26 protein-coding genes and 1 riboswitch are annotated in these 26,520 nt (G+C 71.5%); of the genes, 9 read left to right on the top strand and 17 right to left on the bottom strand.

The genetic code is table 11. From position 1 onward, the window contains the following. Positions 1–99 precede the first annotated feature (99 nt). The 5 genes from FV234_RS02190 to FV234_RS02210 all read left to right on the top strand — a co-directional run bounded on the left by FV234_RS02190 (position 100) and on the right by FV234_RS02210 (position 6,018). Complete coding sequence (locus tag FV234_RS02190; protein WP_147827954.1) at positions 100–1,242, top strand: acyl-CoA dehydrogenase family protein; 1,143 nt, start codon at positions 100–102, stop codon at positions 1,240–1,242. Further along, positions 1,242–2,342, top strand: coding sequence for an enoyl-CoA hydratase/isomerase family protein (locus FV234_RS02195; RefSeq protein WP_147827955.1), 1,101 nt, complete (start codon positions 1,242–1,244; stop codon positions 2,340–2,342). The genes FV234_RS02190 and FV234_RS02195 overlap by 1 nt, the downstream gene beginning before the upstream one ends. A gap of 89 nt (positions 2,343–2,431) precedes the next feature. Then, entirely contained in the window at positions 2,432–3,334 is a 903-nt protein-coding gene (mmsB, locus tag FV234_RS02200; RefSeq protein WP_147827956.1) for a 3-hydroxyisobutyrate dehydrogenase, read from the top strand. A gap of 2 nt (positions 3,335–3,336) precedes the next feature. Next, complete coding sequence (locus tag FV234_RS02205) at positions 3,337–4,161, top strand: enoyl-CoA hydratase (protein WP_147827957.1); 825 nt, start codon at positions 3,337–3,339, stop codon at positions 4,159–4,161. A gap of 120 nt (positions 4,162–4,281) precedes the next feature. Further along, complete coding sequence (locus FV234_RS02210; RefSeq protein WP_147827958.1) at positions 4,282–6,018, top strand: AMP-binding protein; 1,737 nt, start codon at positions 4,282–4,284, stop codon at positions 6,016–6,018. A gap of 10 nt (positions 6,019–6,028) precedes the next feature. On the opposite strand, the gene FV234_RS26575 is transcribed toward FV234_RS02210, so the two are convergent. The 8 genes from FV234_RS26575 to FV234_RS02250 all read right to left on the bottom strand — a co-directional run bounded on the left by FV234_RS26575 (position 6,029) and on the right by FV234_RS02250 (position 13,870). After that, complete coding sequence (locus FV234_RS26575) at positions 6,029–6,457, bottom strand: DUF3291 domain-containing protein (RefSeq protein WP_147815298.1); 429 nt, start codon at positions 6,455–6,457, stop codon at positions 6,029–6,031. Between the two features lie 46 nt (positions 6,458–6,503). Next, positions 6,504–6,869, bottom strand: coding sequence for a hypothetical protein (locus FV234_RS02220; protein WP_147752106.1), 366 nt, complete (start codon positions 6,867–6,869; stop codon positions 6,504–6,506). A gap of 535 nt (positions 6,870–7,404) precedes the next feature. Next, positions 7,405–9,048, bottom strand: a complete 1,644-nt coding sequence (locus FV234_RS02225; protein ID WP_187273552.1) for an AMP-binding protein — start codon at positions 9,046–9,048, stop codon at positions 7,405–7,407. Beyond that, a complete protein-coding gene (locus FV234_RS02230; RefSeq protein WP_147752107.1) occupies positions 9,045–10,040 on the bottom strand; it encodes a branched-chain amino acid ABC transporter permease in 996 nt (331 codons plus the stop codon). The genes FV234_RS02225 and FV234_RS02230 overlap by 4 nt, the downstream gene beginning before the upstream one ends. Before the next feature lie 24 nt (positions 10,041–10,064). Continuing rightward, on the bottom strand, positions 10,065–10,952 hold the full coding sequence (locus tag FV234_RS02235) for a branched-chain amino acid ABC transporter permease (protein ID WP_147752108.1): 888 nt from the start codon (positions 10,950–10,952) through the stop codon (positions 10,065–10,067). Between the two features lie 66 nt (positions 10,953–11,018). After that, positions 11,019–12,221, bottom strand: coding sequence for an ABC transporter substrate-binding protein (locus FV234_RS02240; protein ID WP_147752109.1), 1,203 nt, complete (start codon positions 12,219–12,221; stop codon positions 11,019–11,021). Positions 12,222–12,348: 127 nt separating this feature from the next. After that, on the bottom strand, positions 12,349–13,104 hold the full coding sequence (locus FV234_RS02245; RefSeq protein WP_210250838.1) for an ABC transporter ATP-binding protein: 756 nt from the start codon (positions 13,102–13,104) through the stop codon (positions 12,349–12,351). A 7-nt stretch (positions 13,105–13,111) separates the two neighbouring features. Then, positions 13,112–13,870 (bottom strand): ABC transporter ATP-binding protein, encoded by a 759-nt coding sequence (locus tag FV234_RS02250; protein WP_147752112.1) that lies wholly within the window; start codon positions 13,868–13,870, stop codon positions 13,112–13,114. A 197-nt stretch (positions 13,871–14,067) separates the two neighbouring features. After that, a riboswitch (glycine riboswitch) is annotated at positions 14,068–14,169 on the top strand. Positions 14,170–14,326: 157 nt separating this feature from the next. Here FV234_RS02250 and gcvT point away from each other — a divergent pair. From gcvT to FV234_RS02270, 4 genes are all read left to right on the top strand, one after another. Further along, positions 14,327–15,490 (top strand): glycine cleavage system aminomethyltransferase GcvT, encoded by a 1,164-nt coding sequence (gcvT, locus tag FV234_RS02255; RefSeq protein WP_147827959.1) that lies wholly within the window; start codon positions 14,327–14,329, stop codon positions 15,488–15,490. Positions 15,491–15,526: 36 nt separating this feature from the next. Continuing rightward, positions 15,527–15,889 (top strand): glycine cleavage system protein GcvH, encoded by a 363-nt coding sequence (gcvH, locus tag FV234_RS02260; RefSeq protein WP_147827960.1) that lies wholly within the window; start codon positions 15,527–15,529, stop codon positions 15,887–15,889. 97 nt (positions 15,890–15,986) lie between these two features. Then, complete coding sequence (gene gcvP / locus FV234_RS02265; protein ID WP_147827961.1) at positions 15,987–18,842, top strand: aminomethyl-transferring glycine dehydrogenase; 2,856 nt, start codon at positions 15,987–15,989, stop codon at positions 18,840–18,842. Positions 18,843–19,050: 208 nt separating this feature from the next. Further along, positions 19,051–19,896, top strand: coding sequence for a transglutaminase family protein (locus tag FV234_RS02270; RefSeq protein ID WP_147754008.1), 846 nt, complete (start codon positions 19,051–19,053; stop codon positions 19,894–19,896). Positions 19,897–20,242: 346 nt separating this feature from the next. On the opposite strand, the gene FV234_RS02275 is transcribed toward FV234_RS02270, so the two are convergent. The 9 genes from FV234_RS02275 to FV234_RS02315 form a co-directional block, all read right to left on the bottom strand. Next, entirely contained in the window at positions 20,243–20,767 is a 525-nt protein-coding gene (locus FV234_RS02275; protein ID WP_147827962.1) for a YidB family protein, read from the bottom strand. A 258-nt stretch (positions 20,768–21,025) separates the two neighbouring features. Continuing rightward, positions 21,026–21,460 (bottom strand): BA14K family protein, encoded by a 435-nt coding sequence (locus FV234_RS02280; RefSeq protein WP_147827963.1) that lies wholly within the window; start codon positions 21,458–21,460, stop codon positions 21,026–21,028. Positions 21,461–21,584: 124 nt separating this feature from the next. After that, positions 21,585–21,968: a CsbD family protein gene (locus tag FV234_RS02285; protein ID WP_147754005.1), complete on the bottom strand. Its 384-nt coding sequence runs from the start codon at positions 21,966–21,968 to the stop codon at positions 21,585–21,587. A 106-nt stretch (positions 21,969–22,074) separates the two neighbouring features. Next, positions 22,075–22,278 (bottom strand): CsbD family protein, encoded by a 204-nt coding sequence (locus FV234_RS02290; RefSeq protein WP_147754004.1) that lies wholly within the window; start codon positions 22,276–22,278, stop codon positions 22,075–22,077. A gap of 81 nt (positions 22,279–22,359) precedes the next feature. Beyond that, the gene (locus FV234_RS02295) at positions 22,360–23,289 is read right to left on the bottom strand and encodes a PhnA-like protein (protein ID WP_147827964.1); all 930 of its coding nucleotides are present in this window, start codon (positions 23,287–23,289) and stop codon (positions 22,360–22,362) included. A 122-nt stretch (positions 23,290–23,411) separates the two neighbouring features. Further along, a complete protein-coding gene (locus FV234_RS02300; RefSeq protein WP_147827965.1) occupies positions 23,412–23,915 on the bottom strand; it encodes a CsbD family protein in 504 nt (167 codons plus the stop codon). 53 nt (positions 23,916–23,968) lie between these two features. After that, positions 23,969–24,130, bottom strand: a complete 162-nt coding sequence (locus tag FV234_RS02305) for a CsbD family protein (RefSeq protein ID WP_147827966.1) — start codon at positions 24,128–24,130, stop codon at positions 23,969–23,971. A 91-nt stretch (positions 24,131–24,221) separates the two neighbouring features. Beyond that, a complete protein-coding gene (locus tag FV234_RS02310) occupies positions 24,222–25,685 on the bottom strand; it encodes a helix-turn-helix transcriptional regulator (RefSeq protein WP_147827967.1) in 1,464 nt (487 codons plus the stop codon). A 131-nt stretch (positions 25,686–25,816) separates the two neighbouring features. After that, positions 25,817–26,520: LysM peptidoglycan-binding domain-containing protein (locus FV234_RS02315; RefSeq protein ID WP_147827968.1), on the bottom strand; the 704-nt coding region annotated here is incomplete at its 5' end.

Consider the following 26,520-nt stretch of genomic DNA (forward strand, 5'->3'; position numbering starts at 1 on the left):
TCATACCCCTCACCCTGTCCCTCTCCCTACAGGAGAGGGGACCCGCGCCTCATCTGCCGGGCGCGGGGCTGCAGCAGCGGCACGACGAAAGGCCACCCGATGACGTTCGGCCTCACTGAAGACCAGGTCGCCATCCGGGAGATGGCCCAAGACTTCGCGCGCGAGCACATCGCGCCGCACGCCCTCGATTGGGACGCGCGCAAGCACTTCCCCGTCGAGACTTTTCGCGCGGCGGCGGCCCTCGGCATGGCCGCGATCACCATCCGCGAGGATGTCGGCGGGTCGGGCCTGAGCCGCGTCGACGCCAGCCTGATCTTCGAGGCGTTGGGCCAGGGCTGCCCGACGGTGGCGGCCTTCCTCTCGATCCACAACCTGTCCTCCTGGATCATCGACGCCTTCGGCAGCGAGGCGCAGCGCCGGCGCTGGCTGCCGTCGCTGACCCGGATGGACACGATCGCCAGCTACTGCCTGACGGAGGCCGGCTCGGGGTCGGACGCCGCGGCGCTCCGCACCCGCGCGGTGCGCGACGGCGACGACTACGTCCTGACCGGCGAGAAGCAGTTCATCTCGGGCGCCGGCGCCAGCGACCTCTACCTCGTCATGGCCCGCACCGGGGCTGAGGGGGCGAAAGGCGTCTCGGCGATCCTGGTCGAGAAGGGCACGCCCGGCCTCTCCTTCGGCGCCGACGAGCGCAAGATGGGCTGGAACGCCCAGCCGACCCGTGCCGTGCGCTTCGACCAGTGCCGGGTGCCGGTGGAGAACCGCCTCGGCGCCGAGGGCGAGGGCTTCCGCTTCGCCATGGCCGGGCTCGACGGCGGGCGCCTCAACATCGCCGCCTGCGCGCTCGGCGGCGCGCAGTCGGCGCTGGACCGCACCCTCGCCTACCTGCAAGACCGCCGCGCGTTCGGCCAAAAACTCTCGGACTTCCAGGCGCTGCAGTTTCGCCTCGCCGACATGGCGACCGAACTCGAGGTCGCCCGCGCGTTCCTGCGCCATGCGGCCGCCGCCCTCGACGCCAAGGCGCCGGAGGCGACCAAGCTCTGCGCCATGGCCAAGCGCCACGTGACGGACGCCGCCTTCCACGTCGCCAACGAGGCGCTCCAGCTCCACGGCGGCTACGGGTATCTCGCCGAGTACGGCATCGAGAAGATCGTCCGCGACCTGCGCGTCCACCAGATCCTGGAAGGCACCAACGAGATCATGCGGGTGATCATCGCCCGCGCGCTGCTCGGGGGGCGCTGATGTCGGACATCCTCGTCGAGCGGACCGGCGCGCTCGGGCGCATCCGCCTCAACCGGCCGAAGGCGCTGAACGCGCTGACCCACGGCATGGTCGGCGCAATCGACGCGGCCCTCGACCGGTTCGGCGCCGACCCGGGCGTCGCCGCGATCCTGCTCACCGGCGAGGGCGCGCGCGGCCTCTGCGCCGGCGGCGACCTGCGCTTGCTCTACGAGAGCGCGGGTCCAGGCTTCGCCGAGGACTTCTGGCGCGACGAGTACCGCCTCGACGCCCGCATCGCGCGGCTCGAAAAGCCGTTCGTGGCGATCATGGACGGGATCACCATGGGCGGCGGCGTCGGGCTGTCGGGCCATGCCCGCCACCGCGTCGTCACCGAGCGCTCGCGCATCGCCATGCCGGAGACCGGCATCGGCTACCTGCCCGACGTCGGCGGCACCTGGCTGCTGCCCCGCGCGCCCGGCGAAATCGGGACCTATCTCGGGCTGACCGGGGCACAGATGGGGGCCGCCGACGCGATCTTCGCGGGCTTCGCCGACGCCCTCGTGCCGGCCACGGCCCTGCCCGGCCTGGTCGACGCGCTCGCCGCCCTCCCCCAAGGGGCAAAACAAGAGGCCGGACATGCCGCCGTCCGGGCGGCGATCCACGCGCGCGCCGTCACGCCGGAGCCAACCCCGCTCGGGGAGGCGCGGGCGCTGATCGACGCCTGCTTCGCCTTCGACCGCGTCGCGGACATCCTGGCGGCGCTCGCCGCCGACGGGTCCGAGTTCGCGACGCGGACGCGCACGACGCTGCTGGAGAAATCCCCGTCGAGCCTCGTGCTGACGCTGCGTCTGCTGCGTCTGGGCCGCACGTCCGCACGGCTGGAGGACTGCCTGGAACGCGAGTTCCACGCCTCGCTGGCGCTGCTGGCCGAGGGCGATTTTCGCGAGGGCATCCGCGCCGCCGTGATCGACAAGGACAAGACGCCGCGCTGGTCGCCGACGACGCTCGATGCGGTCGACCTCGAACGGATCGAGGCCTGGCTGGCCCCTCGGGCGGCCCCGGTCTTTCCGGTGCCGGCCGACGCTTCCCGCCCAGCCCCCGCATCCCGAGGCGCCCGCTGACGCGGCACCTCGGGATGCGGGCGGAGGATTAGGGCCACGAAACAAGATGCGACGCGGAGCACCGCGCGCGAGACACGACCGGAGGAGCCATGACCACGACGCCCCAAACCATCGCCTTCGTCGGCCTCGGCAACATGGGCGGCCCGATGGCGGCCAACCTCGTCCGGGCCGGGCATTCGGTGCGCGGGTTCGACCTCGCCCCGGCCTCGCTGGAGACCGCGAAGGCCGAGGGGATCGGGATCGTCGGCTCGGTCCTGGAGGCCGTGGACGGCGCGGCCGTGGTGGTGACGATGCTGCCGGCCGGGCGGCACGTGATCGAGGTCTGGTCGCAGGTCGTCGAGGCGGTTCCCGCCGGCACGCTCCTGATCGATTCCTCGACGGTGGACGTCGCGAGCGCCCGCCAGGCCCACGCGCTCGCCGAGGCGCGCGGCTGCTGGGGCGTCGACGCGCCGGTCTCCGGCGGCACCGGCGGCGCCAAGGCCGGGACGCTGACCTTCATGGCCGGCGGCGCGGAGGAGGCCTTCGCCGCCGCCGAGCCGATCCTGAGGCGCATGGGCAAGAGCGTGTTCCATTGCGGCGCGGCGGGCGCCGGCCAGGCCGCCAAGATCTGCAACAACATGATCCTCGGCATCTCGATGATCGGCGTGTGCGAGGCCTTCGCGCTCGGCGAGAAGCTCGGGCTCTCGCAGCAGGCGCTGTTCGACGTGGCCTCGGTCTCGTCCGGGCAGTGCTGGTCGCTCACCACCTATTGCCCGGTGCCGGGACCGGTGCCGACCTCGCCCGCCAACACCGGCTACAAGCCGGGCTTCGCCGCCGCCCTGATGCTGAAGGACCTGCGGCTCGCCCAGGAAGCCGCGGCGGCCGCCGGCGCCGCGACGCCGCTCGGCGCCGAGGCAGAGCGGCTCTACGCGACGTTCGGCGAGGCCGGCCATGGCGGCGAGGACTTCTCGGCGATCATCCGGATGCTGCGCGGACCGAGCGAGGAGGCCTGACCATGCAAGACCATTCGACCGGGCAAGACCATGCGACCGGGCAAGACCATGCGACCGGGGATTCGACGATCCTCACCGAGACGCGGGGCCGCGTCCGCCTGATCACCCTGAACCGGCCGAAGGCGCTGAACGCGATCAATGCCCAGCTCACCCGCGAGCTGATCGCGGCGGCGAGCGCCGCCGACGCCGACCCGGGGATCGGCTGCATCGTGATCACAGGGTCGGCCAAGGCCTTCGCCGCCGGCGCCGACATCAAGGAGATGCAGAGCGCCACCTATGCCGAGATGTATGCCGGCGATCGCTTCGCCGACTGGGAGCGCTTCACCGCCCTGCGGATTCCGATCGTCGCGGCGGTGGCGGGCTTCGCGCTCGGCGGCGGCTGCGAGCTCGCGATGATGTGCGACCTGATCCTGGCCGCCGACACCGCCCAGTTCGGCCAGCCGGAGATCAAGCTCGGCGTGATGCCCGGCATCGGCGGCAGCCAGCGGCTGACCCGGTTCGTCGGCAAGGCCAAGGCGATGGAGATGTGCCTGACCGGCCGGATGATGGATGCGGCCGAGGCCGAGCGGGCCGGCCTGGTCTCGCGGGTCGTCCCCGCCGACGGGCTGGTGGAGGAGGCGATGCGAGTCGCCGAGACCATCGCCGGCATGTCGAAGCCGATCGCGATGATGACCAAGGAGGCGGTCAACCGCGCCTACGAGACCACGCTCACCGAGGGCGTCCGCTTCGAGCGCCGCGTGTTCCACGCGATGTTCGCCACGCAGGACCAGAAGGAGGGCATGGCCGCCTTCGTCGAGAAGCGCGCGGCCAAGTTCACGCACGGGTAGGGCCGCCATCCCCTCCCCCGCAGAGGGGGAGGGAGAGGCGCATCCGGTTCCTCGTTTCCGTAAAACACCGATCAAAAACAAGAAAACGGAACAGCCACCAAAAATCCAGGGAGAACGCCGATGCCGAGCTTTCGCGAAGCCCGCAACCTTCTGCTGGCCCACCGCACCGATTACGCGGCGGCCTATGCGGGCTTCCGATGGCCGGACGAGACGGTGTTCAACTGGGCGCTCGACTGGTTCGACGCCGGCCTCGCGACCGACCCGGAAAGCCGCGACCGGACGGCCCTGTGGATCGTCGACGCGGCCTCGGGGGTGGAGACCCGGATCTCGTTCTCCGAGATGAGCCGGCGCTCGAACCAGGTCGCCAACCACCTGCGGTCGCTGGGCCTGCGGCGCGGCGATACCCTGCTGCTGCTGCTCGGCAACGTGCCGGCCCTGTGGGAGACGATGCTGGCGGCGATGAAGCTCGGGGCGATCGTGATCCCGGCGACCACGCTGCTCACCGACGGCGAACTCGCCGACCGCCTGGAGCGCGGGCGGCCGCGGCTGATCGTGGCCGGGCCCGATCAGGTGCCGAAATTCGCGGGCCTCGACTCCGCGAGCCTCGACATGGGATCGGTCGTGCGCTTGACGACCGGGCCGGACGCGCCGGGCTGGCACGCCTACGCGGCGGCGTTCTCGCAAGCCGACACGTTCGCGCCCGACGCGGAGACCGGGGCCGACGACCCGTTCCTGCTGTACTTCACCTCGGGGACCACGGCGAAGCCGAAGCTGGTCCGGCACAGCCACCGCTCGTATCCGGTCGGCAGCCTCTCGACCATGTACTGGCTCGGGCTGCAGCCGGGCGACGTCCACTGCAACGTCTCCTCGCCCGGCTGGGCCAAGCACGCCTGGTCCTCGATCTTCGCCCCCTGGAACGCGGGCGCCACCGTGTTCGTGGTCAACCAGGCGCCGTTCTCGGCCACCGCCCTGCTGGCGGTGCTCGCCCGCTGCCGCGTCACCACGCTGTGCGCGCCGCCAACGGTGTGGCGGCTGATGATCCAGGAGGACCTGACCGGGCACGACCTGGCGCTGCGCGAGGTGTGCGCCGCCGGCGAGCCGCTCAACCCGGAGGTGATCGAGCGGGTGCGCGACGCCTGGGGCCTGACCATCCGCGACGGCTACGGCCAGACCGAGACCACGGCGCAGGTCGCCAACACGCCCGGCCAGACGGTGAAGCCGGGCGCCATGGGCCGGCCGCTGCCGGGCTACACGGTCCGCATCCTCGACATCGACGACCGGCCGGCCACCGAGGGCGAGGTCTGCCTGGCGCTCGGCGCCGACCGACCGGCCGGCCTGATGCAGGGCTACGACGACGGCGCAGGCCACCTCTCCGGCGCGGACGGGCCGCTCTACCGCACCGGCGACGTCGCCTTCGTCGAGCCGGACGGGACGCTGACCTTCGTCGGGCGCGCCGACGACGTGTTCAAGTCGTCCGGCTATCGCATCAGCCCGTTCGAGCTGGAGAGCGTGCTGATCGAGCATCCGGCGGTGGCCGAGGCCGCGGTGGTGCCGGCGCCGGACGCGATCCGCTACACGATCCCGAAGGCCTACGTGTCGCTCGTCGGCGGCGCGGAGGCGACGCGGGAGACCGCGCTGGACATCTTCCGCTTCACCAACGCCCGGCTCGCGACGTTCAAGCGCCTGCGCGCGATCGAGTTCGTCGCGGAGCTGCCCAAGACCATCTCCGGCAAGATCCGCCGGGTCCAGCTCCGCCGCCTGGAGCACGACGGCACCGCCGACGACCCGTTCCGGGGCCTGGCCTTCGCGCAATCCGATTTTGCGGAACTCAAGGGCGACGAGCGGAAGCCGGGCTGACCCGTCCGGCTCAGCCGGCTGCGGGCGGGAGGCGGCCGCCGCGCGTGGTGCGCGGCGGAGCGTAGGCGAGCGCGGCGTGGACCGGCGACGGGTGGCGGACCTTGGAGGGCCGCCCGGTCTCGCGCATCCGCCGGTCGGCTTCCGCCCAGTCCGGCAGGCCGGTCCCGTTCCAGTGGGCGACGGAGGCCTCGTCGCACCAGCGGCTGAGCTTTCCCATCGCCGCGCGGTGGTCGCCGGACAGAACGTAGGCGCGCATCGCCGCCTCGTCGGCCCAGGCGGTCACGGTCCAGAAGGTCAGCTTGGCGTCGTTGAGCAGCGCGCCGTCGAGGTAGCCGGCGGCCTTGGCGGCCTGGCGGCTCGACCGGACCGCGTACCACGCGAACCCGGGCACGAAGCGCCAGCCGCGAAGCCGCAACCGGGTGAGGCTGATCCACGACATGCCGGCATCCCTCGAAGAGGGGCCGTGCCTACCACGTCCCGCGGATTCAGGCGCGACGGCTGTCGAGGCGCGGTCCGCCGAGGCTGATCCGGCTGCCCGACGCGCGGTGGCTGCCGTAGCTCGGGGGCGCGTAGGGCCGGCGCGACAGGTCGTAGAGGGTGTTGCCGACGAGGCCGGCGGCCCGGCGCAGCACGGCACCGTCGCAGGTGGCCGCGATCCGGATGCCGAGCTCGTGGGTGTGGCTGCGGCCGTAGAGGTAGACCGCGAGCCGCGCGCGGGTCGCCTCGGGGATCTCGCAGACCATCGCCGACACCGTCTCCGGGTCGGCGCGGGAGATGCGGCCGAGCGCGTCCGGCGGCAGCGGGCACTCGGCGGTGGGGTCGTCGAAGCTGAGGGTCAGGGTCTTGGTCACCACGTTCGCTCCCGGCTTGAAGTGCACAGGATGGCGAGCGGATGGTTAACGAAGCGTAACGACCATGTCCGCGTGTTTCGCACGGCGTCCACCAGCCCGCGATGATCTCGCCTTCAGGGTCCGGCCCCAGCGACCGCCGCCATCGGATCCACACCTGTCGGCGAGCCCGGCCCGGACCGATCATGCGGAGCACGGCGCGGCCCCGTCCCCACGGCAGGGCGATCGTAGATGGCACCACGCCGTCATTCCGGGGCGCCGCAGGCGAGCCCGGAATCCAGAGCCGCCGACCGTGCAAGGTCCTGCGCGACCTGCGTTTCCGGATCCCGGGCTCCGCTGCGCGGCCCCGGGATGACGAAGGTGCTGCCCGCGGGTTTCCGAAGAGCCGATCGCCATCGGCGATCGCCCTGCCCGAACGGGAGAGGGGACCCGCAACTCCTTCAAGATGCGTGGCGAGATGCGCGCATACGGCAGGTGACGGCAGGAGGGGCTTTCCGCCGGACCTCGCGGGTTCCGACCCATGAGAGCCTGTGAGATCCTAAAGAGCGCGGGCCTGCTCGCGCAGCACGAACTTCTGGATCTTGCCGGTGGCGGTCTTCGGCAGGGGGCCGAACACGATCCGCTTCGGCACCTTGAAGCGGGCGAGCCCGGCCCGGCAGAACGCGACGACGTCCGCCTCGCTCGGCTGCGGCGCACCGGCCTTCAGCTCGAGGAAGGCGCAGGGGCTCTCGCCCCAGGTGGCGTCGGGCTGCGCCACCACGGCCGCGAGCATCACCGCGGGGTGCCGCGTCAGAACCTCCTCGATCTCGAGGCTGGAGATGTTCTCCCCGCCGGAGATGATGATGTCCTTGGCGCGGTCCTTGATCTCGATCTGCCCGTCGGGGTGCTGCACCGCGAGGTCGCCCGACAGGTACCAGCCGGCGCCGAGCGTCGCCGCCGTCGCCTCGGGGTTCTTCAGGTAGCCCTTCATCACCGTGTTGCCGCGCAAGCCGATCTCGCCGACCGTGGCGCCGTCGCGCGGCACCGGCGCCAGCGTCGCGGGATCGACGACGCGGGCGGCCGCGACGGTCGGCAGCGCCACGCCCTGGCGGGCCATGCGGCCGTGGCGCTCGGCCGGCGCGAGCGCGTCCCAGTCGGGGCCGGGCACGCAGATCGTCGCCGGGCCGTAGCTCTCGGTGGCGCCGTAGAGGTGGGTCACCGCGAAGCCGAGCGCCTCCATCGCCGCGATCACCGTCGAGGGCGGCGCCGCGCCCCCGGTGGCGCAGCGCACGCGTTGCGGGAACGGCACGCGCACGGCGTCCGGCGCGTCGACGATCATCGACAGCACGATCGGCGCGCCGCAGAGATGCGTGACGCCCTGCTCGGCGATCGCCCGGTAGATCGCGGCCGGCTCGACCTTGCGCAGGCAGACCTGCGTGCCGCCGGCCGCCACCACCGCCCAGGGGTACGACCAGCCGCTGCAGTGGAACATCGGCAGCGTCCAGAGGTAGACGCTGTCGGCCGAGAGCCCGAAGGCGAGGGCGTTGCCGAGCGCCTGAAGGTAGGCGCCGCGGTGGCTGTAGACCGCGCCCTTCGGGTCCCCGGTGGTGCCCGAGGTGTAGAGCAGGCAGAGCGACTGCCACTCGTCGTCCGGCCCCGGCCCGGCGAAGTCCGGGTCGCCCTCCGCGAGCAGGTCCTCGTAGGCGAGGCCGCCGCCGGGATCGTCCACGGCGATCACCAGGATCGGCTCCGGGAGGGCTTCGAACGCCTCTTCGGCGAGCGCCCGGAACGGCGCGTCGACGATCAGCGCCCGCGCCTCGCCATGCGCCAGCGAGGCGGCGAGCGTCGCCGCGTCGAGGCGGGTGTTGAGCGGATTCAGCACTGCGCCGAGCATCGGCACGGCGAAGTGCGCCTCGATCATCGCGGGCACGTTGCCGGCCAGGATCGCCACGGTGTCGAGCCGGCCGACGCCGCGCCCCCGCAGTGCCGAAGCGAGGCGGCGGCAACGGGCGTCGAGGTCGCGGTAGGTCAGGCGCCGGTCGCCGTCGATCACCGCGATCCGGTCGGCGAAGGCGTCGGCGGCGCGCGCCAGGAAGCTCACGGGGGTGAGCGCCACGTGGTTGGCGGCCGAGCGGTCGAGCCCGGTCTCGAACGGGCTCGCGCGCCCGCCCTCCCCCCGGTTCCCTCGGCCGCCCAGGCTCACAGCGGGCGCCGGGCGATCCGCGCGACGAGGCCGACGATGCCCTCGCGGAACAGCAGCACGCAGAGCACGAAGACCACGCCCTGGATGATCGTGACCCAGGCGCCGAACTGCGCGAGGTAGGTCTCCATCGTGACGATCACCAGCGCGCCGACGATCGGCCCGAACACGGTGCCCATGCCGCCGACCAGCGTCATCAGCACCACCTCGCCCGACATCGCCCAATGCACGTCGGTGAGCGAGGCGAGCTGGAACACGATCGCCTTGGTGGAGCCGGCGAGCCCGGCGAGCGTCGCCGAGAGCACGAACACCGCGAGCTTGTACTGGTTCACCCGGTAGCCGAGCGAGATCGCGCGGGGCTCGTTGTCGCGAATCGCCTTCAGCACCTGCCCGAACGGCGAGTGGATGATGCGGTAGATCAGCAGCAGGCCGCCGAGGAACACCACGGCCACGAGGCCGTAGAGCGCCCGGTCGTCGGCGAGGCTGATCGTGCCGAACAGGGCGCCGCGCGGCACCGCCTGGATCCCGTCCTCGCCGCCGGTGAACTTGGCCTGGAGCGAGAAGAAGAACGCCATCTGCGCGAGCGCCAGCGTGATCATCGAGAAGTAGATGCCCTGGCGCCGGATCGCCAGCGCCCCGAACACCAACCCGAGCAGCGCCGCCGTCAGCGTGCCGCAGAGGATCGCGAGCTCCGGGGTCAGCCCCCAGACCTTGGCCGCGTAGGCGCAGAGGTAGCTCGCCATGCCGAAATAGGCGGCGTGCCCGAAGGAGAGCAGGCCGCCGTAGCCGAGCAATAGGTTGAACGCGAGCGCGAACAGCCCGAAGCACAGCACCTTCATCAGGAAGACGGGGTAGAGCACGAACGGCGCCACCGCGAGGAACACGGCGATGCCGAGCATGATCTTGCGGTGCAGGGCGCGCACGTCCCGACCCTCGGACAGCGCCGGCAGGATCGGGGCGGCGTCCACGGACGCGATGGCGGCGGTGTCGGCCATGTCAGAGCCCTGTCGCGAAGAGGATCATGCCGTCCGACCGAACAGGCCGGCGGGCTTCACCAGCAGCACCAGCACCATGATCACGAAGATCACGGTGGCCGAGGCCTCGGGGTAGAACACCTTGGTCAGCCCCTCGATCAGCCCGAGGCCGAAGCCGGTGATGACCGAGCCGAGGATCGAGCCCATGCCGCCGATCACCACCACGGCGAAGACCACGATGATGATGTCGGCGCCCATGTTGGGGTTGACCGAGTAGATCGGCGCGGCGAGCACCCCGGCGAAGCCCGCGAGCGCGACGCCGAACCCGTAGGTCAGGGTCAGGAACAGGGGCACGTTGACGCCGAAGGCCTGGACCAGCGTCGGGTTCTCGGTGGCCGCGCGCAGGTACGAGCCGAGCTTGGTCTTCTCGATGACGAGCCAGGTGGCCAGGCACACGGCCAGCGATGCGACCACGACCCAGGCGCGGTAGTTCGGCAGGAACATGAACGGCAGGCGCTGGCCGCCCGACAGTTCCGGCGGGATCGCGTAGGGCAGGCCCGAGACGCCGTAGGAGTTGCGGAACAGCCCCTGGATGATCAGTGCCATGCCGAAGGTGAGCAGCAGGCCGTAGAGGTGGTCGAGCTTGTACAGCCGCGCGATCAGCACCCGCTCCAGCACGATGCCGAAGGCGCCGACGATCAGCGGCGCGAGCCCCAGCGCCCACCAGTAGTTCACCCCGAGGTAGTTGAGCAGCATCCAGGCGACGAAGGCGCCCATCATGTACAGCGCCCCGTGGGCGAAGTTGATGATGTTCAGGAGCCCGAAGATGATCGCCAGCCCGAGGCTGAGGATCGCGTAGAACGAGCCGTTGATCAGGCCGAGCAGGAGCTGGCCGAACAGCGCCTGCATCGGAACGCCGAAGATCGTGGTCATCGCAACTCAGCCATCGCCTGTTCCGACCCCGCGGCGCGCCGCGCGCCGCGGGGGTGCCTCACACGCTTAACCCTTCACGAGGGGGCAGCCGCCCTCGTTCAGCGGGCGGAACACCTCGTTGCCGGGGATGGTGGCCAGCGTCTTGTAGAGGTCCCACTCGCCCTTGGACTCGGCGGGCTTCTTGACCTCGAACAGGTACATGTCGTGGATCTTGCGCCCGTCGACGCGGATCGTGCCCTTGCCGAACAGCGGGTCGTCGGTCGGCATCTCCTTCATCTTGGCGACCACCTTGGCGCCGTCGGAGGACGCCTTCAGGGCCTCGACCGCCTTGAGGTAGTGCAGCGTGCCCGCGTAGACGCCGGCATGGTTGGCGGTCGGCTTCTTGCCGCCCATCTGCTTGGCGAACCGGTCCGAGAACGCGCGGGTGGCGTCGGTGAGGTCCCAGTAGAACGGCTCGGTCAGGACCAGGCCCTGCGCCACCTTGGTGCCGAGCGAATGCACGTCGGAGGAGAAGACGAGGAGGCCAGCCAGCGCCTGGCCGCCCTCGGTGATGCCGAACTCGCCGGCCTGCTTGATCGCGTTGATGGTGTCGGCCCCGGCGTTGGCCAGACCGATCACCTTGGCGCCCGACCCCTGCGCCTGCAGCAGGAACGAGGAGAAGTCGGCGGTCGGGAACGGGGTCTTGACCGAGCCGACGACCTTGCCGCCGTTCTTGGTGACGACCGTGGTGGTGTCGCGCTGGAGCGTCTGGCCGAAGACGTAGTCGGCGGCGAGGAAGAACCAGGTGTCGCCGCCGCGCTTGACCATGGCGCCGCCGGTACCGTTGGCGAGCGCCACGGTGTCGTAGACCCAGTGGACGGTGTTGGGAGTGCATTGCACGCCGGTGAGGTCGGCGGTGCCGGCGCCGGTGTCGATGAAGGTCTTGTTCTTCTCCTTGGTGACCTGGTTGATCGCCAGGGCCACGGAGGAGGTCACGCCGTCGATGATCATGTCGACGCCGTCACGGTCGTACCATTGCCGCGCGATCGCCGAGCCGACGTCGGGCTTGTTCTGGTGGTCGGCGGCGATAACCTCGACCTTGAGGCCCTTGTCGGCGGCCTTGAAGTCTTCCACCGCCATCCGGGCGGCCACGAGCGAACCTTCGCCCGCGATGTCGGCGTAGACGCCGGAGCGGTCGGTGAGCACGCCGATCTTGACGGGGGTCTGGGCTTGCGCGGCCGCCGTCGTCAGGGTCCCCAGCGCGGCGGCAAGCAGCATTCGTCTCAGCATCCGGTCCGTCCTCCTCGGTGCGCCGGCCGTTTTGCGCGTCGGGGCCAAGTGCCCGTCCGTCGTCGGCCTCGTGCGTCGCGTTTCTCTTCGTATTCGGACTGATGAGTCCGTCGATGCCCGGGGTGTTTCAGACCCCGAGGTAGGCGTGGAGCTTGTCGATATTGGCGTCAAGCGCGTCGTTGGCGATCTCGTCGACCACCCGCCCCTGCTCGATCACCACGTGGCGGTCGGCCAGCGTCTGGGCGAAGCGGAAGTTCTGTTCGACGAGCACGATGGTGTAGCCGCGCCCCTTCAGCTCGCGGATCGTCCGGCCGATCTGCTGGACGATGACGGGGGCGAGCCCCTCGGTCGGCTCGTCGAGCAGGATCAGCTTGGCGCCGGTGCGCAGGATGCGGCCGATGGCGAGCATCTGCTGCTCGCCGCCCGAGAGCTTGGTGCCCTGGCTGCCGGCCCGCTCCTTGAGGTTCGGGAACAGGGTGTGGATCTCGGCCACCGACATGCCGCCGGGCTTCACCACCGGCGGCAGCATCAGGTTCTCGGCGACCGTCAGGCTCGCGAAGATCCCGCGCTCCTCCGGCACGTAGCCGAGGCCGAGCCGCGCGATGTTGCGCGAGGCCATCGCGATCGTCTCGACGCCCTCGTAGGTGATCGAGCCCGCGCGGCGGCCGAGGATGCCGATGATGGCGCGCAGGGTCGTGGTCTTGCCCGCCCCGTTGCGGCCGAGCAGCGTCACCACCTCGCCGGCCCGCACGTCGAGGTCGATGCCGTGGAGCACATGGCTCTCGCCGTACCAGCCCTCCAGGCCCCGCACCGCCAGGAGGGCGTCCGGGACCGCACGCGATACGGTCTTCAAAGCCGCCTCAGCCAAGCCTGTCTCAGCCATGCCTGCCTCAGCCATGCCCGGCCCCGATATACGCTTCGATCACGCGCGGATCCTTCGACACGGTGGCGTAGTCGCCCTCCGCGAGCACCTGGCCCCGGGCGAGCACGGTGATCCGGTCCGAGAGCGAGGCCACCACCGACAGGTTGTGCTCGACCATCAGGATGGTGCGGTCCTTGCCGACGCGGCGGATCAGGCTCGCGGTGCGCTCCACGTCCTCGTGGCCCATCCCGGCCATCGGCTCGTCGAGCAGCAGCATCTCGGGATCGAGGGCCAGGGTCGTCGCGATCTCGAGCGCGCGCTTGCGGCCGTAGGACAGCTCCACCGCCTGGTGCCCGGAGAACGCCGACAGGCCGACCTGGTCGACAAGGTCCAGCGCCTCGGCGTCGAGGCGGCGCAGCACCTTCTCGGCCCGCCAGAAATCGAACGAATCGCCGTGCTTGCGTCGCTGCAGCGCGATGCGGACGTTCTCCATCACCGTGAGGTGCGGGAACACCGCCGAGATCTGGAACGAGCGCACCAGCCCGAGCCGGGCGACGTCGGCCGGCTGCAGGCGGCTGATGTCGCGGCCCTTGTAGTGGATCGCCCCGGCGGTCGGGCTGAGGAACTTGGTGAGCAGGTTGAAGCAGGTCGTCTTGCCGGCGCCGTTTGGGCCGATCAGCGCGTGGATCGTGCCGCGCACGACTTCGAGCGTCACGCCGTTGACCGCGCGAAACCCCTTGAATTCCTTGGTCAACCCGGTGGTGGACAGGATGATGTCCTGTGCCAAACGCAACCCTCCCCTGCATCTTTGGCAGGATGTATCGCCGGAAGCGTCGGCGCCGTCCATCGCGTTTTCGAGGGCGCCCCGAACATTCCCCGGCCGATGACACCCCTCTCCCGAACGAGAAGCGTGACAGCGAAGGCCCGTTGTCGGCTTGCCGCTTGCCGGCCCTTGAGAGGCATGCCAGTCTGACGGCGTCCGCATAAAGCGATACGGGAGAGCCCAGGCCGGTCCGACGACTGGTCATGGCGCCGACGGAGCAACCACCCCCGGAAACTCTCAGGCACAATCACCGTATCGTTGGACAATCTGGAGAGAGGCGCCGCCTGGCGTCCACCGAAGGAGAAACCTTGGAGGCCGCCGACGCGGCGTCCGGGGGAAGCTCTCAGGTAACCGCGACAGATGGGGGCAACCGAGGCGCGCGACCGCGTTCCTCGGCGGCTCGTGTCGTGGAACCACCAGATGCATGCGGATACCTTCGGGACCTTCGACGACACCCTCGCATCCGGGCCGCAGCGCACCCCGCTGCATGCCCTGCACCTGCGTCGCGGCGCGCGGATGGTGCCGTTCTCCGGCTACGACATGCCGCTGCACTATCCCGCCGGGCTGCTGAAGGAGCACCTCCACACCCGCGCCGGCGCCGGCCTGTTCGACGTCTCCCACATGGGCCAGATCGCGCTTCACGCGGACGACCCGGCGGACGCCGCCCGCGCCCTCGAAGCCCTGATCCCGGCCGACATCCTCGGGCTGAGGTCCGGCCGCCAGCGCTACGGCCTGCTGACCGACGCCGCCGGCGGCATCCGCGACGACCTGATGGTGGCCCGGTTCGGCGACCGGCTGGTGCTGGTGGTCAACGCGGCCAACAAGGCGGCCGACCTTGCGCACCTGCGGGCCAACCTGCCCGCCTCGGTGACGGCGACCCCGCTCGACCGGGCGCTCGTCGCGCTCCAGGGCCCGGCGGCGGAGGCCGCGCTCGCCCGCCTCGCCCCGGAGGTGGCGGCGATGCGCTTCATGGACGCCGCCGACATCCCGATCCTCGGCCAGGACTGCCTCGTGACCCGCTCCGGCTACACCGGCGAGGACGGCTTCGAGATCTCGGTGCCGGGCTTCGCCGCCGAGGCCCTGGCCGAGGCCTTGCTCGCGGACGGGTCCGTGATGCCGGCCGGGCTCGGCGCCCGCGATTCCCTGCGGCTCGAAGCGGGCCTGTGCCTGCACGGGTCCGACATCGGCCCCGACACCACGCCTACTGAGGCCGGGCTGGCCTGGGCGATCCCGTCCGTCCGCCGTGCCGGCGGGGCGCGCGAAGGCGGGTTCCCGGGCGCGGCCCGCATCCTCGCCGAGATCGCCGCCGGCCCGGCCCGGCGCCGCGTCGGCCTGCGCCCGGAGGGGCGTAGCCCCGTGCGCGCCGGAGCACCGCTGTTTGCCGACGCCGCCGCGCCCGAGCCCGTCGGCATCGTGACCTCCGGCGGCTTCGGGCCGAGCCTCGGCGCGCCGGTGGCGATGGCGATGCTGCCCATAGCGCTGGCTGCCGCCGGCACCCGCCTCCTCGCCGAGGTCCGCGGCCAGCGCCTGCCCGTCCAGGTCGTCCCCCTCCCCTTCGTCCCGGCCGGATTCAAGCGCGGCTGATCCGGCCCGCCCTTCCCATCCCTCAGGAGCCAAGACATGTTGCGATTCACCGACGAGCACGAGTGGCTGAAGGCGGAGGGCGCGGTCGTCACCGTCGGCATCACGGCGCATGCCGCCGAGCAGCTCGGCGACCTCGTCTTCATCGAGCTGCCGAAGGTCGGGGCCCGGCTCGCCAAGGGCGAGGCGGCGGCGGTGGTCGAGTCGGTGAAGGCGGCCTCCGACGTCTACGCGCCGCTCCCGGGCGAGGTCGTCGCGGTCAACGACGCGGCGGTCGCGGACCCGGCGACGGTGGGCACCGATCCGCAAGGGGATGGCTGGCTCTACCGCCTGCGCCTCGACGACCCGTCCGAGATGGACGGGCTGATGGACGAGGCCGCCTACGCCGCCTTGCCGAAGTAGCCGCCTTGCCGAAGTAGCCGCCTGCCGAAACAACCGCCTGCGATGCGCCGGCGGCCCTTCGCCCTTCCAAAGGCCCACTCCGAGCCGGGACGCCGCCATGACCGCGCATTACGACCCCTACGACTTCGCCAACCGCCGCCACATCGGCCCGACGCAGGCCGAGATCGACGCGATGCTCGCCGCCGTCGGGGCGCCGAGCCTGGAGGCCCTGATCGACGAGACGCTGCCCCCCGACATCCGGCAGGCGCAGCCGCTGGCGGAGGAGGACGCCTTCGGCCCCGCCCTCACCGAGCGCCGGGCGATCGAGCGGATGCGCGAGATCGCCGACCGCAACCGCGTCCTCGTCTCGCTGATCGGCCAGGGCTATCACGGCACGACGATGCCGCCGGCGATCCAGCGCAACATCTTCGAGAACCCGGCCTGGTACACGGCGTATTCGCCCTACCAGCCGGAGATCAGCCAGGGGCGGCTCGAGGCCCTGATCAACTTCCAGACCCTGGTCTGCGACCTCACCGGCCTCGACGTCGCCAACGCCTCGCTGCTGGACGAGGCCACCGCCGCGGCCGAGGCGATGGGCCTCGCCCGCCGCGTCGCGGCCTCGAAGGCCGACGCCTTCTTCGTCGATCGCGACTGCCTGCCCCAGACCATCGCCGTGCTGAAGACGCGGGCGGCGCCCATGGGCTGGCGCGTCGTCGTCGGCTGCCCCTTCGCCGACCTCGATCCGGCCGAGGTCTTCGGGGCGATCTTCCAGTACCCGGGGGTTGGCGGCGCGATCCACGACTTTTCGGGGCCGATCGCGGCCCTGCACGCGGCCGGCGCCATCGCCGCGGTCGCCGCCGACCCGCTGGCGCTGACGCTGCTGACATCGCCCGGCGAGATGGGCGCCGACGTCGCGATCGGCTCGATGCAGCGCTACGGCGTGCCGATGGGGTTCGGCGGCCCGCACGCCGCCTACATGGCGACGCGCGACGCGCACAAGCGGGCGCTGCCCGGCCGCCTCGTCGGCGTCTCGGTCGACGCCCACGGCCGCCGCGCCTACCGCCTCGCGCTGCAGACCCGCGAGCAGCACATCCGCCGGGAGAAGGCGACCTCGAACATCTGCACCGCGCAGGTGCTGCTCGCCGTCATCGCCTCGATGTACGCGGTGTTCCACGGCCCGGCCGGGCTGAAGGCCATCGCCCAGCGCGTCCACCGCGACGCGGTGCGCCTCGGCCGGGGGCTGGCGGATCTGGGCTTTGCGGTCGAGCCCGAGCACTTCTTCGACACGATCACCGTCCGGGTCGGGGCGTTCCAGGGGGTGATCCTGGCGCAAGCGGTCGCCAACGGGGTCAACCTGCGCAAGGTCGGCGACGACCGCATCGGCATCACGGTGGACGAGCGCACCCGCCCCGACATCCTCCAGGCGGTGTGGCGCGCCTTCGGCGCCGACGACCCGGCCTACGACGAGGCCTGGCCGGACGCCCGGTTGCCCGAGGCGCTGGTGCGCACCTCGGCCTACCTCACCCACCCGATCTTCCACATGAACCGGGCCGAGAGCGAGATGACGCGCTACATGCGCCGCCTCGCCGACCGCGACCTGGCGCTCGACCGGGCGATGATCCCGCTCGGCTCCTGCACGATGAAGCTCAACGCCACCGCCGAGATGCTGCCGATCTCCTGGCCGGAATTCTACGAGATCCATCCGTTCGTGCCGGCCGACCAGGCGGCGGGCTACCACGCGCTGATCGGCGACCTCTCCGACAAGCTCTGCGCGATCACCGGCTACGACGCGATCTCGATGCAGCCGAATTCCGGCGCCCAGGGCGAATCCGCCGGGCTGCTTGCGATCCGGCGCTACCACCTGTCCCGCGGCGAGGCGCACCGGACGATCTGCCTGATCCCGTCCTCGGCCCACGGCACCAACCCGGCCTCGGCGCAGATGTGCGGGATGAGCGTGGTGGTGGTCGGCGCCGACGCCGACGGCAACATCGACGTGGAAGACTTCCGCGCCAAGGCCGAGCGGCATTCCGGACACCTCGCCGCCTGCATGATCACCTATCCCTCGACCCACGGGGTGTTCGAGGCGCGGGTGCGCGAGCTCTGCGACGTGGTCCACGCCCATGGCGGCCAGGTCTACCTCGACGGCGCCAACCTCAACGCGCTGGTGGGCCTGGCGCGGCCCGGCGACATCGGGGCGGACGTGAGCCACCTGAACCTGCACAAGACCTTCTGCATCCCGCATGGCGGCGGCGGGCCGGGCATGGGGCCGATCGGCGTCAAGGCGCACCTGATCCCGTTCCTGCCCTCCGATCCGCGCTCGGGCACGGAGGGCGCGGTGTCGGCGGCCCCCTACGGCTCGGCCTCGATCCTGCCGATCTCGTGGAGCTACTGCCTGATGATGGGCGGGCGCGGCCTCGCCCAGGCGACGCGGGTCGCGATCCTCAACGCCAACTACATCGCCGCCCGGCTCGGGCACGCCTACCCGATCCTCTATGCCGGCGCGAACGGCCGGGTCGCGCACGAATGCATCGTCGACGTGCGCCCCTTCCAGAAGAGCGCCGGCGTCACGGTGGAGGACGTCGCCAAGCGCCTGATCGATTGCGGCTTCCACCCGCCGACCATGAGCTGGCCGGTGGCCGGCACGCTGATGATCGAGCCGACCGAATCCGAGACCAAGGCCGAGATCGATCGGTTCTGCGACGCGATGCTGGCGATCCGCGAGGAGATCCGCGCCATCGAGGACGGGCGGATCGACCGGGCGAACAACCCGCTCAAGAACGCCCCCCACACGGTGCAGGACCTGATCGGCGCCTGGGAGCGGCCCTATTCCCGCGAGGCCGCCTGCTTCCCGTGGGGCGCACGCGGCATCGACAAGTACTGGCCGCCGGTCAACCGCGTCGACAACGCCTACGGCGACCGCAACCTGATGTGCTCCTGCCCGGCCCCGGACAGCTACGAGGAAGCCGCGGAATGAGCCGGCGCCGGCGACGCGTTTCCGGCCTCTTGCAGGCTCCTTGCAGGCCCCCGGCCGGCGCGCGTCGCGGGTTCGGCGCCCGGAACGACGGTTCCGCGCCATTTGCCGACTCTTTGGGCGCCGAATGCCTTTCCTGGGACTTCCGCTTCAGGAACAAACACCTCTACCGATATTTGGAAACTCTTTCCTCCTTGCGGCGGGGCGCTCGATGAAGATCCGGACCGGCTACACGATCGGCTACGACACGTTCGGGCCGACGCCGCTCACCTACCAGCTCAACGTCCACCCCTCGCGGGCCATCGACCTGCTCACCTCGGACGCGATGCGGGTCGACCCCCCGGTGCCGATGCGGACCTACACCGACGCGTTCGGCAACACCTGCGTGCGCCTGCTGTCGCCGGGCGGGCGCGTCACGGTCTCGGCCGACTTCCTGATCGCCGACAGCGGCGAGCTCGACGCCTACGAGCCGACCGCGCGGCAATTCGCGGTGCAGGACCTGCCCGACGACGTGCTCGTGTTCCTGCTGGGCTCGCGCTACTGCGAGACCGACAAGCTCTCCGCCATCGCGTGGTCGCTGTTCGGCACGACGCCGGAGGGCTGGGCGCGGGTCCAGGCGATCGTCACCTGGGTGCACCAGCGCATCCGCTTCGACTACCAGCTCGCCGACGCCACCCGCTCGGCCTTCGACGGCTACAACCAACAGGTCGGCGTCTGCCGCGACTACGCGCATCTCGCCGTCGCCCTGTGCCGCTGCATGAACATCCCGGCGCGCTACTGCACCGGCTATCTCGGCGACATCGGCGTGCCGGTGGACATCAACCCGATGGACTTCTCGGCCTGGTTCGAGGTCTACCTCGACGGCCCGACCGGCGGCCGCTGGTACACGTTCGACGCCCGCCACGACGCCCGCCGGATCGGCCGCATCGTCATCGCGCGCGGCCGCGACGCCACCGACGTCGCGATCTCGACGAGCTTCGGCACGGCGCTGCTGGCGCAGTTCGACGTCCACACCGACGCGGTGCCCGACGACTTCGTGCTGATGCAGGCCGCCTGAGCGGCCCTTTGCAGGGCCGTCGCTCGAAGGCGCCGGCCCTGTTTTTCCAAACGTCCTCGATCACGCCGCCGGGCCGGGGTCATCCCGCCGCTGCGGCGGATCGCGTGGTGGCCGGGCGCCCGCGACGCCGCTATCCGGCCGCGATGGATCCGATCGCGCTCGCCCTGATGGCCACCGCCCTCACCTATTCCGGCTACGTCGTGCTGCTCGGTTGGCGGTGACGGGCGTAGCCCGCCCCTCCCCGCCTCGCATGACGGACCATAGAACGTGAAAGACCGCACCCGGCACGACGGCCGGATGCGGTCTCGATGCGATCGTCGGAGGACCCGCCGCGAACCCGACGGGTTCAGGCCGGGCTGCGGCCGTCGGCGGCGTAGCGGTCGATGGCCGAGGGAAGCTCACGCGAGAGGCGGGCCAGCAGCGCCGACCGGCTCAGGCCGGTCTGCTGTGTCAGGTGGTCGAGGGTGTCCGGACCGATGGCGCGCTCGAGGTCGGCCTCGCGGATGTCGCGGTTGGGGCCCTGGTTGACCCAGGAGCTGGCGGCCTCGCCGTGGCCGCCCTTGGTGAAGTGGTCCACCAGCTCGCTCAGGCCGCTGGCGATGAGCCCGCCGACGCCGGCCGTGCCGACGCCGCCGAGGAGGCTGCCCAAGGTGCCGAGGCCGTTGCCGGAGGCAGAGGTCCCGGTCGCCGTGGTGTTGGGGACGCGCGGGACGGTGCCAGCGTTCGGCACGGTGTCATGGCTCGGCACCGTGTCGTGGCTCGGCACCGTGTCGTGGCCCTTCAGCAGCTCCGCGATCTTGTCGCGGTTCTGGTAGCCGGCCACGGCCAGCAGGCCCAGCAGCGCGGTCATCGAGGGATAGCCCTTGCTCATCGGTCGTCCTTGTCGGTTGAGAAGGTGGAAGGTCCGGGCAGTGGCCTAGAGCATTTTCCATGATCACCGGATCACGGAAAATGCTCTAACTGACTGTGTAGTCGTATTTTCTTCACGCGAGCCGGCATCCACCTCGCTTGAAAATGCTCTAGGGAAACGCTGCGGGCTCGAAAAGGCACCAGACGTCGAAGCGACGGACGAAGCCAGGGCGTCATCCCGCCGGACCCGTCGCGTAGGCGGGTCCGGCGGGATGGGCGATCACGGGCAGGGGTGGCGGTCGCCGTCGTTGCCGAGATAGGTCCCGCTCGATGCGTCGTAGGAGCGGAAGCGGCGGGCGCAGGCGGCCACCGCCTCGGGGTTCGGTCCGCCCTGCACCACCACCGGCGCTGCCTGCGCCTGCGAGTTGGCGATGGCGCCGCCGATGATCGCGCCGGCCGCAAGGCCCGCCACGCCCGCGCCGACCGCGGCGCCGACGCCGGGACCCCGGCGATAGCCGTAGCCGCGACCGTAGCCGTAGCCGCGGCCGCCGCGCCAGCCGTAGCGATGGCCGAACCGGCGGTACTGGACGTACCCGGTCGGGAGGTCGCCGTGCGCGAGCGCCGCGATCGGGGCGGCGGGAGCCGGCGCCGCCTCAGCCGGCAGCCCGACCAGGGTGGCCGCGACGGCGGCGGCGAGGGCGAGGGACAGCTTCATCGTGATCGTCTCCTGATGATGGCGCGTTCTTGTGCGTCGGGGGCGGCGCGCGGACTCGGCCGGCCTCGATGGACCAACCGGGGCGGCGCCCGCGCCTAGGGCGAAGGACGCTCGCCCCGTCGTTTCAGTCCCTGGAGCGCGACAGCCAGCCGACCGCGAAGGCGACGGCGGCGAGGCCGAGCAGGGCGGAGCTGCGGTGGTCGTCGGCGTATCGCAGGGCGCTGCGGCCGTAGGCGGTCCCGCGCTTGCGGGCGTGGCGGGCGACGCCGCGGCCCTCTTCGATCCAGTGGCCGGCGCGGTCCTGCGCCGCGTGGGCGAGGTCGCGTCCGTCGTCGAGGAGATCCTCGGCACGGTCGCGGGCGCGGCCGTAGGCGTATTGCGCGCCGCCGGCCACTTGGTTGACGGCGCCGCGGACCTGGCGGGCCGGGTCGCCGGTGAGGCCGCCCAGCGCGGTCTGGGCACGGCCCTTGATGTGGCGCGATGCACCGCGGATCTGGTCGCCGTTCATGGGATTCTCCTGCATTCGACGATGTCGGGGGCGGCCGGGCCGTCGGCTCGGTCGCCCACCGTGTTTCGGGCCAGGGCGTTCGGGTTCAGCGCTTGCCGGTGGGCTTTCAGCGCTTGCCGGTCGCCTTGTCGACCAGGGACGACACGCCGTCCTTGGCCTCGCCGACGGTGCGCTGGGCCTCGCCCTTGAGCTCCTGCGCCTTGCCCTCGACGACGAGCCCGTCGTTGCCCGTGATCTTGCCGGCGGCCTGCTTGACGTTGCCGGCCGCCTCGTTGGCGAGGCCCTTCAGCTTGTCCGTGGTGCTGCTCATCGGATGGCTCCTTTCGAGAGAATGGGGTGAGTGGCGTGGGTGATCGGTCCCGGCCGGCCGTATGGGCCGGCCGGGTGGGGATCAGGCGCGGCGGGGGTCGTAGCCGGCGACGAGGGTCGGCAGCTTCGGGGCGCCGAAGCGGCCGCCGAGGAAGCCGGCGAGCGCACCGAGGATCAGCGCCAGGGCACCGTAGAACGCGCCCTGGGTGGCGGCGCTGCGGGTGGCCTCGGCGGCGACCTTGGCCTTCTGCTTGGCGTCGGCGAGCGCCGCCTCGTACTGCTTCTCGTAGCCCTGGATCTGCGTCTTGGCCTGGTCGGCCGGGATGCCCTGGGCCTTGGCCAGCGCGTCGGCGGCGCGGTTCTCGGCCTGGGCCTTCTGCGCCGGGTCGCCCGAGAGCAGGGCGCGGATCGCGGAGGCGGCGGCGTCGCGCAGCGCCTGCGGGTCCTGGCCGGCCGCCTGCTGACGCACCGACTTCTCGATCCCGTCGAGCGGGTTCGAGATCTGCGCCAGCGACGGGGCAGCCGCCTGGGCCGCGGTCTGCACGGTGCCGCCGACCAGCGAGCCGGCACCGCCCAGCGTGCTGGTCACGCCCGAGAACGCGCCGCCGACGATGCCGCCGACGGCGGAGCTGAGCAGGTAGAGCACGACCAGCGTCGTCACCGCCCAGGAGACGAGGCCGTGCAGGCCGGCCGCCCCCGCGATGGGCTTGCCCGAGAGGCGCCCGGCGATGAGGCCGCCGGCCAGCGACGCGACGATGCCGGACCCGACGAACCAGAGGCCGGCGCCCATCGACAGGGTCGAGGCGGCGGGGTTGTCGGCGGCGGGACTGCCGACGCTGGACAGGCCGACGCCGACGCCGACCATGTTGAGGACGACCTGGGCCACCAGGGCGGTGACCGCGCCGGCGAAGATCGCGCCCCACGAGACCTGGTTCAGCAGGACGGTGCGGGTGTCGGCCGCGGCGGCGTTCGGGACGGTGGAAGGGGTCGCGAGGATGGGAGAGGAAGTCACGGTACGGCTACTCCGGGGTCGTCGGTCGTCCGAGAAGGTCGGTCGTTCGAGGGGGTGATGGATAGGGCGTGAAAGGGCGAAGGCCCGCCGGACCGCGGCGCGGTTCGCCTGGGCCCCGCGGGTCAGTCGCGGCCGTGGATGAGGAGGCCGAGGCCGTAGCCGAGCAGGCCGACCACCAGCAGCGCGGCGATGGGGTGCTCGGCGATCCGACCGGTGGCTGCGCCGCCGCCCTGGCGTAGGGCGCGGGCGCCGTCCTCGTAGGCGTCGCCGGCGCGGTCGTAGGCCTTGCCGCCGGCGCTGCGGACGTAGCGCTCGCCGCGGTCGTAGGCGTCCTCGGCGGCGCCCTGCGCCCGGCGGGCGCGGTCCTCGACGTCGTCCGACCCGACGAGGTTGCCGACCGCGTCGCGGACGCGGCCGCCGAGGTCGCGGGCGGTGTCGGCCACCGTGTCGGCGGCATCGCGGACGGTGTCCTTGGCCTGGCCGTAGAGGTTCTCGGCGGCGCCCTGCGCCTCGCGGGCGCGGCCCTCGACCGAGCCGCGCTTCGAGCCGGTGAGGTCGCCGACCGCGCCCTGCACCTTGCCGCCGAACTCCTTGGCGGCGCCCGTGATCCGATCCGTGTCGACCATGATGTTCTTATCCTACGTTAGGTTTTCGAGGGGAATGAGCGATACGGGTGAGGCTACGGCTTGGACCGGGTCTTTGGTTTCACGCCGTCGCTCGGTAATTTCTGCTGATCCTTGCCTTCGGTCTCGACCTTTCCGTCGCCGATCAGCTTGCCGATCGCCTCCCTGAACGAGCCTTTGATCTTGTCGGCGTGCTCGGATGTCTTCTGCGTGCTCATGCTGGATCTCCGCGGCGGCCAGGATGACGTCGAACCCTGAGATGGCCCGCCGATCCGGCGAGGCAATGATGCAGACGTACTGGTTGGACGGTCATTTTTTGTCAGGCGGCGACAGCGGGAAGCCGTTGTCCCGGCCCCAGACGATCGCTTCCGTGCGCTTGTGGACGTTGAGCTTGCGGTAGAGCGAGGCGGAGTGGTTCCGCACCGTGTTGCGCGACAGGTTCAGGCGCTGCGCGATCGCCTCGTCGCCCAGGCCCTGGCAGATCAGGTCGAGGATCTGGCGCTCGCGCACGGTGAGGTTCGGGGCGATGCCGTCCCGGTGGTCGGTGCCCGGCCGGCGCAGGTTGGCGAGCTTCTCGATCAGCCCGCGGCTGAACCAGGACGTGTCGGCCATCGCCGTCTCGACCGCCTCGAACATCTCGCGCTCGCTGCGCTTGCGCGCGGTGATGTCCTGCAGGACGATGAGGGCGAAGGCCGTGTCGCCGATCTCGACGCGCTCGGCCGAGGCGAGGCAATCGAGGCTCGTTCCGTCCTGGTGGCGCAGGCAGACCTCGAGCCCGAGTACGAAGCCGGTGCGCAGCAACGCGGTCTCGAACCGGGTCCGCGCCGCATCGTGGACCCAGAGGCCGATCTCGCCGGGCGAGCGCCCCACCATCGCGTCGGCCGCGTAGCCGAAGACGCGGGCGAAGGCCTCGTTCACGCCGGTGACGGCGAAATCCTCGGCGCGCGCGATCAGCGTCGGCACCGGCGTCAGGCGGAACGCCTTGGCGAAGCGCTCCTCGCTCTGGCGGAGCGCGGTCTCGGCCTTCTTGCGCAGCTCCAGGTCGGCGAAGGTGAACAACATGCACGGCTCGTCGCCGAGCTCCATCGGCTGGCCGGCGACGATGACGAAGCGGGTGCCGCCGTCCGGCAGGTCGAGGCAGGCCTCCATCTGCGGGATGGTGGCGCCTTCGTTCAGCCGGTTGATCGCGAGGTCGCGGTTGCGGGCGTTGGCCAGCACGTCGACCTCGTAGACGCTGCGGCCGATCACGGCGTCGCGGGTGTAGCCGGTCATCTCCAGGAAGCCGACGTTCACCTTGACGTGGCGCAGGTCCGACAGCCGGCAGATCACGGCCGGTGCCGGGTTGGCGTTGAAGGTGGTCTCGAACCGGTCCTCGGCCTCGAACTGCTCCGAGACGTCCTTGAGGATCAGGGCGAGGCAGCTCGGGGTGCCCTCGCGGTCGGTCGCCACCAGGCTGCGCAGCGAGTGGACGAAATCGACGCCCGGCTTGTCGGTGCGCTTCACGTCGACGATGACGTCGTGGAAGCGCTCGCCGGAGACGACCCGCTCCATCGGGTACTGGTTCGGGGTGTGGTTGTTGCGGTAGCGCAGGGCGAAGCGCTCGCGGTAGATCTCCACGGTCTCGCCGAGCTCGCCCAGCGTCTCGGCCCCGTGCATCGCCAGCGCGGCCGCGTTGGCGTAGGCGATGGTCTGGTCGGGCTCGACCAGGATCACCCCCTCGCTGAGGCCGGCGACGATCTGCCGAAGCTCGTGCCTGTCGACGCCCGCAACCACCTTGGCCCACCTTCTCGATCACCCGCGAAATCGAAGCGCGAAACAGCGTCGTCCCCGCGCGGTTCCAGCAATTCTTAAGGCGGACCGGCCCGTTCGGGCGAGGCCCGGGATCGCAAGCCCCGCTCAGGCCGTCAGCCGCGCTCCCCTGCCGGTCCGGCCTCGGGCGCGCCCTCGCTCGGCAGCACGAAGATCTGCCCGGGATAGATCAGGTCGGGATCGCGGATCTGGTCCTGGTTGGCGTCGTAGATCACCGAGTACCGGTCGCCCGCGCCGTAGGTGCGCCGGCTGATCTCCCATAGGCTGTCGCCGCGCGCGATCGTGGCGGTCCTGACCTCCGGAACGAACACGTCGGCGCCGCCGCCCGGCTCGGATGGCCCACGCGCCGCCGGGGTTTCGGCGGCGAGCCGTGGTGAAGCGGGAGTGCCCGCGGTCCGGTCGGACCCTTCCGCCGCCTGCGCGTGCGCCGCCTTCGGCTCCGCCTCGGTCCCGGCTTTGCGCGCGGGCGCCGGCATCGTGAACGGCACCTCCACGCGGCTGCGGACCTTGCCCGAGGCCGCGTCGACCTGGTCGAGCCGGACCTTGTAGGCCCCCGGCGCGACGCCGCGCCCGATGGTGAAGGTCACGGTTCCGTCGCGGCCGACGGCGGCGGGGGCGATCAGGGTGTCGTTGAGGTACAGCCGGACCGTCGAGCCCGGCGCCGAGCGGGCGGTGACGAACAACCGCCCCCCGTCCTGCGCGTCGATGCCGACGACCTTGACGCGGTCGGCGTTCGCGGCCGGGTCCGCGGCGGGCGCGTCCGGCCGCGCCGCCGCCACCGGCTCCCCGGCGGCGGTTG

Source organism: Methylobacterium sp. WL8, assembly GCF_008040045.1.
In the GTDB taxonomy this organism is placed as follows: Bacteria; Pseudomonadota; Alphaproteobacteria; order Rhizobiales; family Beijerinckiaceae; genus Methylobacterium; species Methylobacterium cerastii.